Consider the following 14910-nt stretch of genomic DNA (forward strand, 5'->3'; position numbering starts at 1 on the left):
AATAAATCTTGTACTAATCTGCAGCCGCTATGAAGTTTTCATATCGACGCGCTATGTTTGAGCCTTATCGGATCCCCCAGCCTTTTGGGCATGGGTAACGGCAATCCCCGCTAACACTAAGTCACGTTTTCGCTCCCACCATTTGCGGGCGCCCACCTTCATGATGTCTACCATCGCATTTATCTGCTCAGCTTTATCAGGGAGCTTGGTGGCTTCATCTTCCCAAATTGCGATAATTCGCTCTTTACGTGTCCGGCCATCTGCTTCTGGTTTAGTGGTTGACCACCATCCCAAAAAGCACTCCCCCACCATGTCAACTAAGATATCAACGGCAAGCACTGCCTCATCGAGGGAGAAGCCTTTGCGTTGCAGCTTTTCGACCGATTCAGCAAAAGAACGTATACCCGATGACGGGGTAACACTGGCCTGATGAATAGATTCAGCGAGGCCAGGATGACGCTCATACAGTGCCCAAATGGCATCGGTCAATATGATCAATTCGCTCCGCCAATCGGTGGCCGCTGGCGCTCGCCAGTCAAGCTCATTGATAGCAAGCTCAGCAGCAATGGAGATAACATCATTTCGACCTGCTACGTGATGGTAGAGGGAAGAATGATCGACCTTTAAATGCGCGGCTATAGCAGGGATGGTCGCTTGATCAACCCCAATCACCAACGCAGCTCTGGCGATAGCCTCACGGGAAATACGGCTAGGTCTGCCACGCTGGCGTTTTTGAGTGGGTTGATCCGGTACTTGTGTCATATCGATAAGGTTTCCAAGGCAAAAATGCCATTCTAACCGCTCTTGCTACCCGCTGCATGGCAATACCCAATACAGCGGGTAGAAGCTAGCCGCTAAAACTTCGCCCTAACGCCTACACCTATTTCTCGAGGTTCAAGTAAATATGCATCCACGCCTCCGGTACTTCTGTCAGCCATTTTTGCCACGGGTGCACGTTCATCCAGCAAATTGCGTGCATAAACAAAGGCTTCAAAATATTGGTTGATTTGATAGGAAGAATTCAGGTTTACCGTAGTGTAAGATCCCACTCTTAACTCTGGCTCATTGGTATCCGTTGAAAAGTATCCATCCGTATGACGCACATCACCGCTCACTTTGATAGTGTCTGTGATTGAATAGTCAAACCCTATATTGAACATATATCCTGGTGCTTTACTAAACTCGTTGCCGACAAACTCCTCACCACGGTAGTCATTAAATTCACTTATCTCAGTTTCAAGTAAACCCAGCCCACCATATAGGCTAAAACTATCCGCCACTTTAAAGTTCCAATCTAATTCAATCCCATAGCTTTGCGCTTCATCAGCATTAATAATGACAGAACCAAAGGGTCGTCCATCGAGGTAGTCAGTAACAGAACGTTGTGAATCTTTAAAGCGGGTGTAAAAGAGATTGCTATTTATGATTAAGCGCTGTTCAAGCAGATCGATACGGGTAAAAAGTTCATAGTTCCATGCCGATTCGGCATCGAATGTATAATATTCGCCGCCGCGGAAATTAATGCCTGTGCCCCCAGGAATGTTACCTTCACTGATCATAGCGCCGACCAAGACGTTATCTGTCAGATCATAGGACAGGGCAACCTTAGGTAATAAAGCCGTAAACGTCTCTTCATATTGATGACGCACGTTTGGGATGTAGCTGGCAATACCATCGTGGCTAATTTCATCAGACTGATAACGGAGTGCGCTGGTGAATGCCCACTTGGGTGAGAAGCGCCATATGACTTCACCGTAGGGGGCAAAACTGGTATGTCTCAGGTCGGCGTCGGCATTACCAAATACGTTGTTCAGCTTGTTGTTGGTTTTATCATCCCAGTAGAAGACACCGGCAACCCCACTAAACTCTGAACTCTTGTCACCAAAGTTCAGCCTTATATCATTCGAAAAGTTTTCATTATCTCGTTTTGCGATCCCTTGATAAGGTGCTGCAAATCGATAATCAAACTGCCCTTCTGAATACTGCAGTTGGTTATGCAACTTCATCCCATTGTCGAACACATATTCAAGATCCAAAATTCCGACATGATTGCTGGCTTCTTGATTATCCTGAAAAATTGAACGATTTTCTAAGTCATCATAGGGTTCTGATACCACCTCGTTTCTGGGACGTTTAGCCTCAGTGGAGGAATAAGTCAGCATGGCGGAAAAGTTGCTGTATTTTTCGGGTTCCCATAGCAACTTCGCCCGTAGATTTTGGTTTTTAAACTCAAAATCTAAATCATGGGCAGTAAAATCGGGGTTAACGTAATCAACAAAGGTATCTCTAGCGCTGTAATCTGCGCTAATTCTTGCGGCAAAGTCATTACTGAGCGCACCAGATGCCATAACCGAAAAACGCTGCTTATTCCGACTACCATAAAGTGCTTGCGCTGCAAACTCTGGCGTATAAGTGGGGTTATGGGTATGGATCACGACGGCGCCAGCAATACTGTTGGCTCCTTGACTGGTCGTTTGCGGACCACGGTAGACTTCAATAGACGACACATCCCACACGCCTGCGGCGCCTAAATCCAGTTCTGCGGGGCTCAGATATTTACCATCAACACTGATAGTTGCCCCGGGTACAGGCTTAGATAAATAGGCATTACCCGCTGCAACAGGCCCTTTGGTATCCGTACCGCGGATAATGGGCGCATCGGTATTTCCGGCATAAATTAAGTTTGGCGTACCGCCGAGAATTTCAGAAATCGTTGATTGGTCCGCATTTTTCCTCAACTGTTCTTCAGTGATCACTGTCACTGAGCTCGCCGTTTCCTTCAGCGTGCGCTCGATTTTCTGACCGTAAACTGTGATGACTTCAATATTTCCCGCTGCATCTTGTTGCTTGGATTGCTTATCCGGAGCAGTTCCACTATCAGCAATAGTTGAGCCTGAAATAGCGCTAAGCCCCAGCGCAAGAGAACCGATAACCCACTTTGATTGTGGGTAAAACTTACCAAATCGGGGCATGTGTAATAACTCCTTATACGAAAGATTTGTTGCCAATGAGAATGGTTATCAATTATATTATCGCCGTTCAAAACATTTATCAACACTATGTTGATAAATAAAAATGACCGCTTAATATGGTCGCCATCTCATGGCGGTTCAATTTTTATGAAACAAGGAATTTGGCTCGTGGATGTTCATTTGCCCATAAACTCTGGCACTCAGACTATTTTTTACTCTGCAATATCAAGACTTCATCGCTTCATTGGCCTTGTGTTAATCACACTTTCCAGACCGAAGCCCAGCCTGTTCCACTTCGATTTTTTAGGTGAACATTAAAATGCAGCGACTTTTCAGTCCCACTTCAACATTAGCCTTCGCCCTACGTCCGGCGATTCCCGCACTCACTTTCGGAATGCTGCTAGCGGCAGGTGCTGGCGTGACGACACTAGGTGCACTCTGGTGCATGATTCAACTTATTGCTGGCCATCATTCGCTATGGTTAGCGGGGGCGCTCATATTTGGGGTCGTGTCAGCGTTGCTATCAGCTGGCGCATCTTGGGTTAACCACAATGCTGAGGCGCAATTTTCTGGAAGATTAAGGCGTCATGTTGCAGCGCATCTTGTCAGGCTGCCACCAAGTACTTTGGCAAAATATAAGGGCGAAAAGTTAAAGCGATTAATGGTCGATGACATAGCGTCATTGCATCATATGATCGCGCATTTACCCTCTGAGTTAGCGACCTTTATCATTGTCCCTGCCATCACTATCGGTTTGCTGATCTTAAGCGCTGGCTTAGTGGCATTACTTGCCCTTATCCCAGGTCTAGTCGCAGCGCTTTTCTATTTGATGGTGATCCCAAGGCTTGCTGCAAAACAGGGGGAAGCACGAGTCAATGTGATGGGAAATATCACTGCAGCAGTAGATGACTACGCCCGTGGTGCACCTGTATTTCGCATTTATGGCGCACAAACGGGTGCTATGGTCGACTACCAAAAGGCAACTAAGCATTTTATTGAGGAGATCATTGAGCGGGTAAACAAGGTATCCACTTCAGTCGCAGTGGCCACATCACTACTGCAGGCTGTCTCTACTTTTGCCATTGTCTATTCCATCGGGTATGAATGGCCCCCAGAAAAGCTTGCTGCAGCCTTGTTCTTCAGTCTGGCCATTGTCACACCAGCCCTAAAGCTCGGGCATGGGCTTGATTATCTTGCCACGGGCCGCGCTGCCGCTCAGCGGCTAACGGATTTTCTTGAGCAGTCGAGAGTTCCTGTTGGTAACGGCAATATTGAGCTTAATGCAAATATGCAGCTCACCCTCACGAATGTTGTGCCTTCACTGTCTACAAGCAATCAATCTGTGCCCATTAACTATCAATTTAGATCTGGCAGAGTGACGGCAGTTACAGGGATCAGTGGTGTTGGCAAATCCACATTACTGCGCTTATTAGCTGGCATGGAGCCGCTACATGCCGGAGATATTCGACTCGCTGGTATTGCACTCAATGAGATGGATGAAGCCTCAATTAATCGCGCGATCATGCTATTACCGCAAAGTACGGGACTACTAGCAACCTCCATCGCCGACAATCTCGCGCTCTCCGCACCTGATGCCACGGATGACGATTACTTAGCAGCATTACACTGTGCGCAATTGGATAAACCCTTAAATACTCATGCAAGCACACTGTCTGGCGGTGAAATACAGCGCGTCAACCTTGCCCGTGTGTTTCTTTCACCCGCTAGGGTGATATTGCTTGATGAACCCACATCGGCCCTAGACAGCGAAACGGCGTTTAACGTGTTCACAGCACTACGCCATCACGCAAAAACAAACCACAAAACGATTGTGATGGTCACCCATGACTTAACGCTTGCCGAGCTGGCGGATGACAAGCTCGCACTAAAGCACCACAGGGAAGGAGAAGGCCAATGATAAATCGTCCCCAAGATTACGCAGCCATAAAGCACTTAATACCTGTTGCCTGCGGTTGGGCTGTGACGGCCATATTGGAAGCGGCATGCTACATTCAACTGGCTTTAGCCATTATTGAGCAGCAATCACCGCAAAAACTGCTATCGATTGCCGCAATAACCATACTCACCACAATACTGGCTTCGCGTTCAGGTTTTTGGGCTGGCGCAAGGCTGGCCAATGCGCTCTACAGTGCCTTAGGCACGACCATGCAACAAGCTAAACTCTCTTGGTTTACACCGAGTGTCAGGACACTACTCATAGAAACTGTCTCTCGGAGCATTCCTGGCTTTATGAGTATTCCGGCACATCAATTTCAGGTATTTATTCATGCACCGCTTATTCCACTCTGCATTACCTTTGGCATAGGATTGATCGGTGGCATGCCACTGGTACTGATGTTGGCTAGCTTGTTGCTGGTGTCATTTGTGATTCAGAGTTTGGCGCAACGAGCACTTGCCCGCGCAGATATGGACCGAAACAACACTGAATTAGCAGCAGAGCAGTCAACCCTTGAACTGATCGACCACCTAGAGTTACTGCGCACTGCAGCAGGATATAGCGGCGCAACAACACGGTTGGAGCAAAACTGGCAAACACAAGAAATCGCACTGGAACGAACTAATCGCGCCGCTGCTATAGCAACATTACTGTCGGCTATCGCCAGCTTTTTACCTATTGCAGGCATGGCACTCTATCTGGTGCTATCCGGTATAAACAATACGACAATGCTGCTCGCTGTCTTGATGTTGACCATGCGCGCGGCGGCGCCACTTGAGACTCTCGCCGTGGCGGGAATAGGCATTAATGATCAGCTAGCGGCTATTAAACACTATCGACAAGCGACTCATGCGCCAACGCTCAAAGAGCCAAGCCAAGCACAACAAAAGACACCGAACAGTCATACAATCGAACTGAATAACGTAACATTTCCTCCTGCGGTGCAAAATATCAATGCCACTATCGAGCCAGGTGAACGCGTGCTGATTGGCGGCCCGAGCGGTTCAGGTAAAACCAGCTTACTTAAGTTATTGATGCGCTTTGATGATCCCACCCTAGGCCTGATCACTTTGGGTAAGGTGCCACTCACGTCAGTCCCCACTGCTGAACTTGCCCGCTTTTTCGCCTATGTGCCGCAGGATCCACTCATCTTTACAGGCACCATTGCCAGTAATATTCGCATTGGTAACCCTGATGCCGACGATCAAGCCGTAGATAAAGCAGCACGCCAAGTGGCGCTAGATGAAGTATTAGACAGATCAGAACTGGGCATTTACCAAGAAGTCGGCTTACAAGGTGCAGGGTTATCGGGAGGGGAACGCCAAAGGCTTGCCTTAGCACGTGCGCTTATCAAAAATGCGCCAATTCTGATAATGGATGAGGCCACCTCGGCATTAGATGAAGAGACAGAAAAGCGCGTTGCTGAGATGATTTGCGAACAAAAATGCACGCTAATTTTGGTCTCCCACCACAATCAAACTATCTGGCAACCCACTAAGATAATAGACATGAGGTAATCAATAAAACCCCGGTATCTCTCTAAAACTGGGTTTTTATTTAGTTTAGGAATAGCGCAATAACACATGCTGTTCACTTGTGGTAAGTGTTAATATTTTAGTCACCTGATTTAATAGGAAATGGTATTTATCATTTAATAAATACCATTTCACTATCACTGACAATTACTTATGTCCCCACGGAGCGGGTGGCAAAGGCTGTGGCTGAGTTAGATCAAAATCCACTTTAAAATCGCGGTTTTCACGGGTGAGTTGATAGCTAAACATCGTTGGCGTTATCGCCATATGCCACACATTCGTCACAGACTGAGTCAGACCATTTTTCATAAAGTTATCAATCGATTCTTTATCAATCGGAAATGACTGTTTTTGATTTGTCCCTTCATCTACAGTATCACCGCCATACATGGTCACAGCATCTTCGCTGCCATCTTGATGTCGATGATCGTGTTTTAGCCTAAGCCCTTGGGATGTCTTTGTCAGCACCCAAGTACGTGAGTGGTCATCACCCACATGAAAAGGAATTTTTAGCTCAATATCAGTGCATTCACGCACATGCATCACTAACGGCTTACCACTAAATGCCGAATCGGCGCTATCACCTGATACCACTTTGCCCGCAAAGGCTTGCCCACAGTGGCTCGCTATTTGCGCAAAAAACGCATCCTGTGGCTTAACAGTGTTAGCGAGTGAGGGCATGACCAGTAATGATAGCGTTGTGAGCCCAAGGCTCTGAAGGATAATGCTGTTTTTCATATTGTTCTCCATTTTTGATGAAAAACAACTTAGCACAAGGGAATAAATTTAAACTGAATTTCCCTTGTGCTCGTGGTGTGGATTACCAACCAATGTAAGTACGAGAACGATTGCCGAGGCGCTTTTTAATAAACCGTGCCGTAATAATACTGCCCACCATGAGGAATATGAAAATCCCCGCAGAAAACAGCACGCTAGTCACCCAAGACCCAGGTGGTAAACGGTAACGTAATAGTTTAGTGACCACACCAATCAGCATATCGAAAAGAGGATGGATAAAGAAAATGGCAAAACTCATCTCCGCTATCTCTATCAGCCAAGGTAAACGGCTGCGCCCCGAAAGCCACTCACAGAAATTCAGTGCTAATACACACAAACATAACTTTTGGATAAATTGCCAATCGACACCATTATATTCAAATGGCGCTTTATGATAGTTACCAATATGCCCCACTATATAGCTCTGCTCAACCAAACTCACGACTAAGAAAATGATCGCTAATCCAGTGATTATTCCTCCAAAGCGTGTCACAAGATGTTCATCTTGTGAATATAGAATGCCTATCAAATAGAAGGGCATAAAATACACCATAGAATGAATAAAATTGACGTTACCTATGGGGCGATGCAGATAAATAGCCACCACACAACTCAGTATAAAGAGTGTCCAGCGCATCGACTGTGAACACCGGATAAACCATAAAAATACGGGCGAGAATAGAAAAACCGCCATAATGAAGGGGATATACCAGTGGGGATAGAGGATATAACCATTCCTCACGGTATAAAAGATACTCAATAGCACGTTATCGAGCGGTTGTTGCTCCATGAATATCCAGCGCAAGCATAAGAAAAATAGGCCGACAAAGGACACGATTAAAAAGGGATAAAGTACATTATGTACTTTATTTTTCATAAACTTACTATAATCAAAATCTTTGTAGAAAATACGATGAAAAAAATAGCCAGAGATAAACACAAACAGTGCAGTGCCTCCCCTGAGTAAGTTTTCTAATAGCAGTGGAAACCCTTGTCCAGAGTTATAAACACTGTGACCAAGTACGATTAAGATAATCGCGATGCCACGCATATAGGTAAATTCGAGTTGGTTTTTTCTCATTATTAATTCATCGCACAGTAGAGAGTTCGCCCCTCAACAACACTTGCAGAAACCCTGATTGTTCCATGGATTTCCAGTTCATTGAATACTAAATACTGCCCCTCGCGCTGGAAGGGAAATGCTAAAGGTAACAGAGTTGCGGCTTCAATGCCCTCACAATAATTCTGTAGAGGGACATCCAATAGTGGACTACCATTAACATTTAAGTTGCTGAATTGTGAACTCATCCCTAAATAAGCTTGTGTCATCTCCCCTTGATAGGGCACCACGTAAAAGCCTGAGCGCACATCCCCCACATCGATAAAACTACTGCTATCACTCACGCTTGGCATCACGAGTAAAGGCACTTTAGGGTCCTGAATATCCTTAAGCAACTGTGCTAATTTCTGATCAGTTGCTGGATAATAGGCCAACATATTCTGTAAATTTTTTTTCTGCGCACTCTGTTTTTCAACGGGTGGCACTATCGGCTTCACACGATTAAGCAACAGATCTACGGCTAACATGCCTGACATAACCGATTCTTTCCACACATAGGGATCTTGATTGATATCTAATAATATGCCCGCAATAGCGCCGATATTTTCCGCCTCAGCAGCCCATCCACCCAGCATCTTTTGTTGTTGATAATAATTATGAACATACTGCAACAACAGCTTTTGGTAACCCAAGTAGGATTGATTTTGACTTAACAAGCGTGCGCCTGCCACTAACTCGATATACTTAGCGCTGCCTTCCACGAGATCATTTAAATACCCTACCCTATCCTCGTTAGGTGCAATTTGACGCCATAGCTGCAGCCAATAGGCGGCATAACCCAGTTGTACAGACTGTTGCTCGGGTTGCATTAACGCCACCATCAAGGCATTAAATAACTGTAAGCGGTAATAGCGAGCGTCAAGATTGAGCGGAAAAACCTCACCTTCATAACGGCGTCCTTCTTCTAATATTCGCCATTCCGACTGAGCATAAAAATGAAATGCTTCGTGTAAGCTATTACCCGCCCAAACTAAAAAGGATAAATCGGTGATTTTTGTGTCAGCAGCAAATTGAATTGTCGGCGCTTCAAACTGAATTAAAACACCTGGTAGCCCCTGATATTGTGGAAATCCAAAGTTGACTGATAATCCAGAATGCAAGTTAACAGATTCTAACACGCTGTTATCTTGGATGATCTCGCCTCCTGGTTGGCGTAACCACACATTGCCACCATAGCTAAACAGATGGACTTTATCCTCAAGCTTAAATCCCGGCCACAGTACTTCACTCTGGCGACTACTTTGAGTCATATAATCGAGGTATAGACGGGCAAGTTGTTCTGGAGATGCCTTATCAGCAAACGCGGGGATTGCAGCGGCGGCACCTAAAAACCATAGGAGCACCACCATCATATTTTTCATTTCTTGGCCTAAACACACACAATGAGTTCACAAAACAGCGTTAGCATATAGCGCAATTAAGCAATAGTGAAACATTTGCAAAAAAATAATTCCCCTTTAACACGCTAAAATTCACACCGAATCAGTAACTGCTAATAAAATCATATTTTTACCGTAAAATATTCGTGTTACAAGTCATCGCAGAAGACTTAACTTTTAGCATTAGGTGACTCATCCCCAAACCAAAGTGCCAGTTTATCTGCTGCGAGGGATTTCACTTCATCATCAATATATAGAGCTACCATAGTCAAAGCAGCAGCGAGAGCGCCTAAATCGTCGGTAAAGCCAACTAAAGGTGTCAAGTCAGGGATCGCATCCAAAGGCGAGATAAAGTAAGCCAAGGCCCCAAAAATCACCGACTTAGCCCACTTAGGTGTATTCGGCCTTTGCGCGGCATAATAGAGCCATAGAGCGCGCTCAATGACATCCTTGCCCGCCTGACGGCTAAAGAGTTTGATTTTGCTCCAAAATCCCGTTTCAGTAAATTGCTCATCCGCCATGATATTCTCTCCAATAATATAGCTCTCACAGTGTACGACGATTTAGCACTGGGAACAGTGCAAAATAGTAACCTAAATACCAGTCAAACACTTACAACATAAAAAACGATTGAAATCAGTATACTGCTGCCTCTAAGTCAACGAGCACCATTTACGTCAAGCTAATCACGATATTAGGCACAAATGACAAATTTCAGATCTTTCCCCTCAAATCTAAGAATAAATCTAAGAACATTATCACTTTTAATAGGTAAAGATGATTTTATAAAGAATATTTATGCATAATAATTCAAATATGGCATGCGCTATAAATGATGTTCACCATTGTAGTAGTCATTTAATTATAATTAGAAAAATATCATTAAATGTTTTATGCAATATTTAATACTATAATGCATTAAGGATATTTACATTTGTAATTTAGATAATGGTACTTAAGGACGATTGACTGCTTTTAACAAATACAAAAATAGATGAAATAAATAATTACACTTAATTAAAAACAAGACACTGATCATATTTTTATTTATAACACACAGATAAACTCTATACCGTAATAAAACGTTTCTATCATTTTCTCTAAGTCATAATGGAGTTGTATATGAAGAGGAAATCTAAAATTATGGCGCATATCCGGCGCACACGACATATCATGATGCCTAGTCAACGTGATTATTTCGACCATTCATTTATCTTTCTCCGCTGATCCTAGCGCAGGTAGTAAACTAAGTAACAGGTCTAAAGTGGTATTGTGTCAACTTACGTAGGCACCTATCATACTGTATTAACTTAGTTTGTTATCTCGCACCCTTATCAAAGCATTCTTTTATTAGTGCAGATTTTCTGCGGCTACTCTATTCACGCATCCAATAAATATATTTCAAATTATATTTTATTTAGCGTATTACGTATAGCCACATCTAAGCTGCGCATGGAATAGCTATATCTAATTTTTATGCCATTAATATTTTTAATTAGGTATAGGCACTGTTGTATCCAAATTATTTAGTAGCAAAAAGGAAATTAACTATGAAATCATTAAAAGTAGCCGCTAGCTTATCTGTCAGATCTTGTTTCGATATAGACAGAGAAGTCGTCAACGTATTAACCACTGATTTTTGCGATGTAGGTGCGGCTGTTGTCTCTGTTGATGATGTTAGAAATGGTATTGTTGAAAAGATTAAAAATACCGGATTAAAACTACCGATTTTCGTTTCAGTTTGCTGTGAAGAAACCTTCCCAGATGATGTATGCTCATCAATTACTGGGGTATTTGAACTCTGCGGAGATAACACTGACTTCTACGGAAAACAGGTGGAAACTGCGGTTAATAAATATGAGCAAGCTTTATTACCCCCTTTCTTTGGGACACTCAAAAAATACGTCGAAATGGGCAACTCCACCTTTGCTTGCCCTGGCCATCAAGGTGGACAATTCTTCCGTAAACACCCTGTAGGCCGTCAGTTCTTCGACTTTTTTGGCGAAACTATTTTCCGTGCTGATATGTGTAATGCCGACGTTAAATTAGGCGACCTACTCATCCATGAAGGTGCGCCGCTTGATGCACAAAAATATGCGGCTAAAGTGTTTAATGCCGATAAAACTTATTTCGTACTCAATGGGACTTCTTCTTCCAATAAAGTGGCCACTAATGCGTTATTAGCAAAAGGGGATTTAGTACTCTTTGATCGCAATAACCATAAATCGAACCACCATGGCGCGCTAATTCAAGCGGGTGCAACACCGATTTATTTAGAAACAGCACGTAACCCCTTCGGTTTTATTGGTGGTATAGATGCCCACTGTTTCCAAGAATCTTATTTAAGAGAACAAATTCGTGAAGTTGCCCCAGAACGCGCCGATGAAAAACGCCCATTCCGGTTAGCGATTATCCAATTGGGTACCTACGACGGTACTATCTATAATGCTCGCCAAGTGGTTGATCGTATTGGTCATCTATGTGATTACATTCTGTTTGACTCAGCTTGGGTGGGCTATGAACAGTTTATTCCCATGATGAATGACTGTTCACCACTACTGCTCGAACTGACGCCAGAAGATCCTGGTATTATCGTGACGCAGTCTGTACACAAACAACAAGCAGGCTTCTCACAGACCTCACAAATTCATAAAAAAGATAAGCATATCAAAGGCCAAACGCGATACTGTAACCATAAGCGTTTCAATAACGCCTTTATGATGCATGCCTCAACCAGCCCCTTCTATCCTCTGTTTGCGGCGCTGGATGTGAACGCAAAAATGCATGAAGGAGCAAGCGGTCGTTATCTGTGGCGCGAAGCGGTAAAAGCGGGTATCGAAGCACGTAAGCTATTGCTCAAAAAGTGTAAATATATCAAACCCTTCGTGCCAACCATGATCGACGGTCGCCTATGGCAAGAATATGAAACCGAGCAAATGGCCGACGATTTACGCTTCTTTGAATTCGAACCCGGTCAAAAATGGCACTCCTTCGAAGGTTATGAAAAAGGCCAATATTTCGTTGATCCTTGTAAATTCCTGTTAACAACTCCGGGTATTGATGCCGAAACGGGTAAATATACTGAGTTTGGAATTCCCGCGACTATTTTGGCTAACTTTTTACGGGAAAATAATATTATTCCAGAGAAGTGCGACTTAAATTCGATTTTATTCCTGATGACACCCGCAGAAGATATGGCAAAAATGCAACACTTAGTGTCGCAAATATCCCGCTTCGAAAAATTAGTTGATGAAGATGCACCATTATCCGAAGTCTTACCTAATGTTTATAACGCCAATAAAGCCCGTTACAAAGATTATACTATCCGCCAACTCTGCCAAGAAATGCATAATCTTTATGTCAGCCATGATGTAAAACAATTGCAAAAAGAAATGTTCAGAAAAGCACATTTCCCAACTAAGGTAATGGACCCTCAAGAAGCTAATCTTGAATTTATTCGCGGTAAAGTAGAACTAGTCCCACTCTCTCAAATTGAAGGTCGTATCGCTGCCGAAGGTGCGCTGCCATATCCACCAGGAGTGCTATGTATGGTTCCAGGTGAAATATGGGGAGGTGCTGTACAGCGTTATTTCTTAGCCCTTGAAGAAGGTATCAACTTATTACCCGGATTCTCGCCAGAGTTGCAAGGTGTTTATCTCGAAAACACCGCCGAAGGCAAAATCCAAGCATTAGGTTATGTATTAGCTAAATAACAGTTTTTGACTGCAGAGTTAATTAACCCCGCTCTGCAGTCAATCTCATCTCTCTAAAATGAATTATATAATTAGGTCATTATTATGAGTAAATCAGAGAATAAAATTGGTGTTGTCCAATTAACGATTATCACCATAGTCAATATGATGGGTTCAGGCATTATTATGTTGCCAACCCAATTAGCCCAAGTGGGAACCATTTCAATTTTATCTTGGCTCGTCACGGCCGCGGGCTCTACGGCGCTGGCCTTTGCCTTTGCTAAGTGCGGTATGTTCAGTAAAAAATCCGGTGGTATGGGCGGTTATGCCGAGTATGCCTTTGGTCGTTCAGGTAACTTTATGGCCAACTATACCTATGCGGTTTCACTATTAATTGCCAATGTCGCGATTGCTATTTCGGCCGTAGGTTACGCCGCGGTATTGCTTGAGGTTAACCTAAGTCCTATCGCCATTTGCCTTGCGACGATTGGCGTGCTTTGGTTAGCGACAATTGCAAACTTTGGTGGTGCCCGCATTACAGGCCGCGTGAGTAGCGTAACAGTTTGGGGAATTATCATACCTGTGATTGGTGTGTCTTTAATTGGCTGGTACTGGTTTGATATTGACCTCTATAAAGGCGCTTGGAACCCGCATGATATGCCATTCTTTAAAGCACTAGGCGGCTCTATCGCAATGACATTATGGGCTTTCCTTGGTTTAGAATCAGCCTGCGCAAACTCTGAAGCTGTTGATAATCCAGAAAAAAATGTACCCATCGCCGTTATGGGGGGGACATTAGGTGCGGCGATAATCTACATCGTTTCCACCAACGTTATTGCTGGTATTGTACCAAACGCTGAGCTTGCTATGTCGAATGCGCCATTCGGTTTAGCCTTCGCGCAAATGTTTAATCCTGTGGTCGGAAAAATCGTGATGGCCTGTGCCATTATCTCCTGTACTGGATCGCTATTAGGCTGGCAGTTCACTATTGCCCAAGTGTTTAAAGCCTCAGCCGATGAAGGATTCTTTCCAAAAATATTCTCTAAGGTCAGCAAAGCCGATGCGCCTATTTGGGGTATGACAATTATCGTTTCAATTCAAACTATGTTGTCATTAATGACCATTAGTCCCTCACTGAGCAAACAGTTTGAAGCCCTTGTCAATCTTGCTGTCGTCACCAATATTGTGCCCTACATTTTATCGATGGCCGCCCTAGGTATTATGCAAAGACAGCTTAAAGTGCCTGCGAATAAGGCCCGTGTTGCCAACGTCATTGCCGTGATTGGTGCCCTATATAGCTTCTACGCCCTTTATAGCTCCGGTGAAACAGCAGTAATGCTTGGTGCAATAGCGACCTTCTTCGGTTGGACTATCTACGGTGTTATTTCAAATAAAACCCCAGTCGCTGAGGCGCGCCCAGTGTGAACACCCGACGATATTGTCTATGTTCACCCCCTAACGAATAGCGCCCTTAACAT

Annotated in this window: 11 protein-coding genes; 5 read left to right on the plus strand and 6 right to left on the minus strand. The window is 44.1% G+C overall.

Annotated features, from left to right (window positions below; all coding sequences use genetic code 11):
• Positions 1 to 51: 51 nt before the first annotated feature.
• Entirely contained in the window at positions 52 to 762 is a 711-nt protein-coding gene (locus JEZ96_RS17860; protein WP_061783001.1) for a TetR/AcrR family transcriptional regulator, read from the minus strand.
• Positions 763 to 854: 92 nt separating this feature from the next.
• Entirely contained in the window at positions 855 to 2972 is a 2118-nt protein-coding gene (locus tag JEZ96_RS17865) for a TonB-dependent receptor (RefSeq protein ID WP_061783002.1), read from the minus strand.
• A gap of 319 nt (positions 2973 to 3291) precedes the next feature.
• Between JEZ96_RS17865 and JEZ96_RS17870 the strand changes: the two genes are divergently transcribed.
• Both JEZ96_RS17870 and JEZ96_RS17875 read left to right on the plus strand, forming a co-directional pair.
• A complete protein-coding gene (locus JEZ96_RS17870) occupies positions 3292 to 4890 on the plus strand; it encodes an ATP-binding cassette domain-containing protein (RefSeq protein WP_061783003.1) in 1599 nt (532 codons plus the stop codon).
• On the plus strand, positions 4887 to 6446 hold the full coding sequence (locus tag JEZ96_RS17875; protein ID WP_025008200.1) for an ATP-binding cassette domain-containing protein: 1560 nt from the start codon (positions 4887 to 4889) through the stop codon (positions 6444 to 6446). Before JEZ96_RS17870 ends, JEZ96_RS17875 begins: the two co-directional genes overlap by 4 nt.
• 165 nt (positions 6447 to 6611) lie before the next feature.
• Here the strand turns inward: JEZ96_RS17875 and JEZ96_RS17880 are convergent, their stop codons facing one another.
• The 4 genes from JEZ96_RS17880 to JEZ96_RS17895 all read right to left on the minus strand — a co-directional run bounded on the left by JEZ96_RS17880 (position 6612) and on the right by JEZ96_RS17895 (position 10261).
• Entirely contained in the window at positions 6612 to 7202 is a 591-nt protein-coding gene (locus tag JEZ96_RS17880; RefSeq protein ID WP_025008201.1) for a hypothetical protein, read from the minus strand.
• Positions 7203 to 7284: 82 nt separating this feature from the next.
• Entirely contained in the window at positions 7285 to 8322 is a 1038-nt protein-coding gene (locus tag JEZ96_RS17885) for an acyltransferase family protein (RefSeq protein ID WP_025008202.1), read from the minus strand.
• 2 nt (positions 8323 to 8324) lie between these two features.
• Positions 8325 to 9722 carry a hypothetical protein gene (locus JEZ96_RS17890; protein WP_061783004.1) on the minus strand — a complete coding sequence of 466 codons (1398 nt, stop codon included), beginning with the start codon at positions 9720 to 9722 and terminating at the stop codon, positions 8325 to 8327.
• A gap of 188 nt (positions 9723 to 9910) precedes the next feature.
• A complete protein-coding gene (locus tag JEZ96_RS17895; protein ID WP_011791050.1) occupies positions 9911 to 10261 on the minus strand; it encodes a YkvA family protein in 351 nt (116 codons plus the stop codon).
• 622 nt (positions 10262 to 10883) lie between these two features.
• Between JEZ96_RS17895 and speFL the strand changes: the two genes are divergently transcribed.
• The 3 genes from speFL (at position 10884) to potE (ending at position 14857) form a co-directional block, all read left to right on the plus strand.
• Positions 10884 to 10967 (plus strand): leader peptide SpeFL, encoded by an 84-nt coding sequence (speFL, locus tag JEZ96_RS19685; RefSeq protein WP_224022194.1) that lies wholly within the window; start codon positions 10884 to 10886, stop codon positions 10965 to 10967.
• A 323-nt stretch (positions 10968 to 11290) separates the two neighbouring features.
• Positions 11291 to 13453 (plus strand): ornithine decarboxylase SpeF, encoded by a 2163-nt coding sequence (gene speF / locus JEZ96_RS17905; RefSeq protein WP_025008203.1) that lies wholly within the window; start codon positions 11291 to 11293, stop codon positions 13451 to 13453.
• Between the two features lie 84 nt (positions 13454 to 13537).
• The gene (potE, locus tag JEZ96_RS17910; protein ID WP_011791052.1) at positions 13538 to 14857 is read left to right on the plus strand and encodes a putrescine-ornithine antiporter; all 1320 of its coding nucleotides are present in this window, start codon (positions 13538 to 13540) and stop codon (positions 14855 to 14857) included.
• The last annotated feature ends 53 nt before the right edge of the window (positions 14858 to 14910 follow it).

Source organism: Shewanella putrefaciens (assembly GCF_016406325.1).
GTDB lineage: Bacteria > Pseudomonadota > Gammaproteobacteria > Enterobacterales > Shewanellaceae > Shewanella > Shewanella putrefaciens.

Coding starts and splice junctions, on each gene's coding strand:
- JEZ96_RS17860 (WP_061783001.1), bottom strand. CDS start 762: ATGACACAAGTACCGGATCAACCCACTCAAAAACGCCAGCGTGGCAGA.
- JEZ96_RS17865 (WP_061783002.1), bottom strand. CDS start 2,972: ATGCCCCGATTTGGTAAGTTTTACCCACAATCAAAGTGGGTTATCGGT.
- JEZ96_RS17870 (WP_061783003.1), top strand. CDS start 3,292: ATGCAGCGACTTTTCAGTCCCACTTCAACATTAGCCTTCGCCCTACGT.
- JEZ96_RS17875 (WP_025008200.1), top strand. CDS start 4,887: ATGATAAATCGTCCCCAAGATTACGCAGCCATAAAGCACTTAATACCT.
- JEZ96_RS17880 (WP_025008201.1), bottom strand. CDS start 7,202: ATGAAAAACAGCATTATCCTTCAGAGCCTTGGGCTCACAACGCTATCA.
- JEZ96_RS17885 (WP_025008202.1), bottom strand. CDS start 8,322: ATGAGAAAAAACCAACTCGAATTTACCTATATGCGTGGCATCGCGATT.
- JEZ96_RS17890 (WP_061783004.1), bottom strand. CDS start 9,722: ATGAAAAATATGATGGTGGTGCTCCTATGGTTTTTAGGTGCCGCCGCT.
- JEZ96_RS17895 (WP_011791050.1), bottom strand. CDS start 10,261: ATGGCGGATGAGCAATTTACTGAAACGGGATTTTGGAGCAAAATCAAA.
- speFL (WP_224022194.1), top strand. CDS start 10,884: ATGGCGCATATCCGGCGCACACGACATATCATGATGCCTAGTCAACGT.
- speF (WP_025008203.1), top strand. CDS start 11,291: ATGAAATCATTAAAAGTAGCCGCTAGCTTATCTGTCAGATCTTGTTTC.
- potE (WP_011791052.1), top strand. CDS start 13,538: ATGAGTAAATCAGAGAATAAAATTGGTGTTGTCCAATTAACGATTATC.